1 protein-coding gene is annotated in these 2,011 nt (G+C 73.9%); it reads left to right on the top strand.

Annotation, left to right across the window (positions count from 1 at the left end; all coding sequences use genetic code 11):
• Positions 1–53: 53 nt before the first annotated feature.
• The coding region (locus AB0I77_RS53400; RefSeq protein ID WP_363290305.1) for a polyketide synthase dehydratase domain-containing protein at positions 54–2,011 on the top strand (1,958 nt) is incomplete at its 3' end.

The raw sequence follows: 2,011 nt of genomic DNA, 5'->3' as shown, positions 1-2,011 counted from the left end.
ACGGGCCGGGCGCCGTGGTGGTCTCCGGTGCGGAGGAGGGGGTGGAGCGTGTCATGGCGGCCGTGCGTGAGCGTGGTCGCCGGGTGTCGCGTCTGCGGGTGTCGCACGCGTTCCACTCCCCGTTCATGGAGCCGATGCTCGACGAATTCACCGCCATCGCCGAACAGATCACCTACCACCGCCCGACGCTGCCCGCCGTCAGCACCCTGACCGGTGCCGCGCTCGGCGACGACGACTGGACCACCCCCCACTACTGGGTGCGCCAGATACGCGAGGCCGTCCGCTTCCGCGACGCGGCACGCACGGCCGTCGACGACCTCGGCGCCGTACGCCTCCTCGAACTCGGCCCCGACCCCGTGCTGTCGGCCGTGGCGGAACCGGCGTTCGCCGTCTCCGTCCTGCGCGGGAACCGGCCCGAGGCGGAGAGCGCACTGCGCGCCGTCGCCGAGTTGTACGTCCGCGGCACCGCCGTCCACTGGCCGGCCGTGTTCGAAGGCAGCGGCGCCGTACGGACGGCGCTGCCGACCTACGCGTTCCAGCGCGAGCGGTACTGGCTGCGCGACGCGGGCTCGGCCGGCAACGCCCGCGGACTCGGGCTCAGGGCCGCCGATCACCCGCTGCTGGGCGCGGCCGTCCCCGTCGCCGGATCGGACGCGGTCCTGCTGACCGCCAGGCTGTCGACGGACGTCGCCCCGTGGCTCGCGGACCACATCGTCGGTGAGGCCGTGGTCGTACCGGGTACGGCGCTGGTCGAACTCGCCCTCGCGGCAGCCGACCGCGTCAACTGTGCCCGCATCGACGAACTCACCCTCCAGGCCCCCCTGGTCCTCCCGGGCCACGGCGCCGTCCAGATGCAGATCGCCCTCGACGCCCCCGACGACACGGGTGCTCGCGCGCTGCGTCTGTACGCCCGCCCGGACGATGTCGAGGACGACACCCTCTGGACCCTGCACGCCGAGGGAGCGGTGAGCGGCGGCACGGCACCCGAGGGGCCCGCCGAGCCGGTGACCTGGCCGCCGGCGGACGCCGAACCGGCCGACCTGACCGGGCTCTACGACCGGCTGGCCGAGACGGGCCTGCGGTACGGCAGCGCGTTCCGTGGCCTGCGGCAGGTCTGGACCCGGGGCGAGGAACTGTACGTCGAGGCCGCGTTGCCCGAAGAGGTGGCCACCGAGGCGACCGCCTTCGGACTGCACCCGGCGCTGCTCGACGCGGTGCTGCACGCCCTCGCCCTGCGTGCCGACGAACAACACGGCCCCCTGCTGCCGTTCGCTTGGACCGGAGTGTCCTGCCAAGCCGTCGGTGCGAGCCTCGTGCGCGTCCGGATTATCCCGCGCGGCTCCGGCACGTACGCCCTGCAGGTCGCCGACGCGACCGGCGCCCCGGTCGCCAACGTGGAGTCGCTGCTTCTCCGCCCTGCCTCCACCGCTCAGCTCACCACCCAGGGCCCCGCCACGCGCCCGGAGCACCTCTACCGCGTGGAGTGGACCCCGAGTACGGTCGAGCCCACCGCCGAGGTCCCCGGCCCGGTGACGGTCCTGCGCGTGCCGGACGCCGTCGAATCATGGCAGGAGGCAGGTCTCACCCTCGTCGCCTGCGACGGCGACGTCCCGGACACCGTCCTGCTCCCGGTCCCCCGTGGAGCGGGAACGGCCGCGGTGACGGATGTCCTGACGGCCGTCCGCGAGTGGGTCGCCGAGGAGCGTTCCGCCACCGCGCGGTTGGTGGTCGTGACCAGGGGAGCCGTGGCTGTACGGGACGGAGAGACACCCGATGCCGGCGGCGCGGGCGCCTGGGGACTGGTGCGCTCCGCCATGAACGAGCACCCCGGTCGCTTCGCCCTCGTCGACGTCGACGACGACCCTTCGTCCTACCGCCTGGCGGCCGCTGGCATCGAGGACCAGCAGGCCGCGATCCGCAACGGCCAGGTGTGGGTGCCGCGGATGGTGCGGATGGGCTCGGACGGAGTGCTGGTGCCGCCGGTGGGTGTGGGTGCTGGGTGGCGGATGGA

This window comes from Streptomyces sp. NPDC050619, assembly GCF_040654815.1.
Taxonomy (GTDB): Bacteria; Actinomycetota; Actinomycetes; order Streptomycetales; family Streptomycetaceae; genus Streptomyces.
Note: the sequence above shows the minus strand (reverse complement) of the source record. Positions and strands in the feature narration are given on the sequence as shown.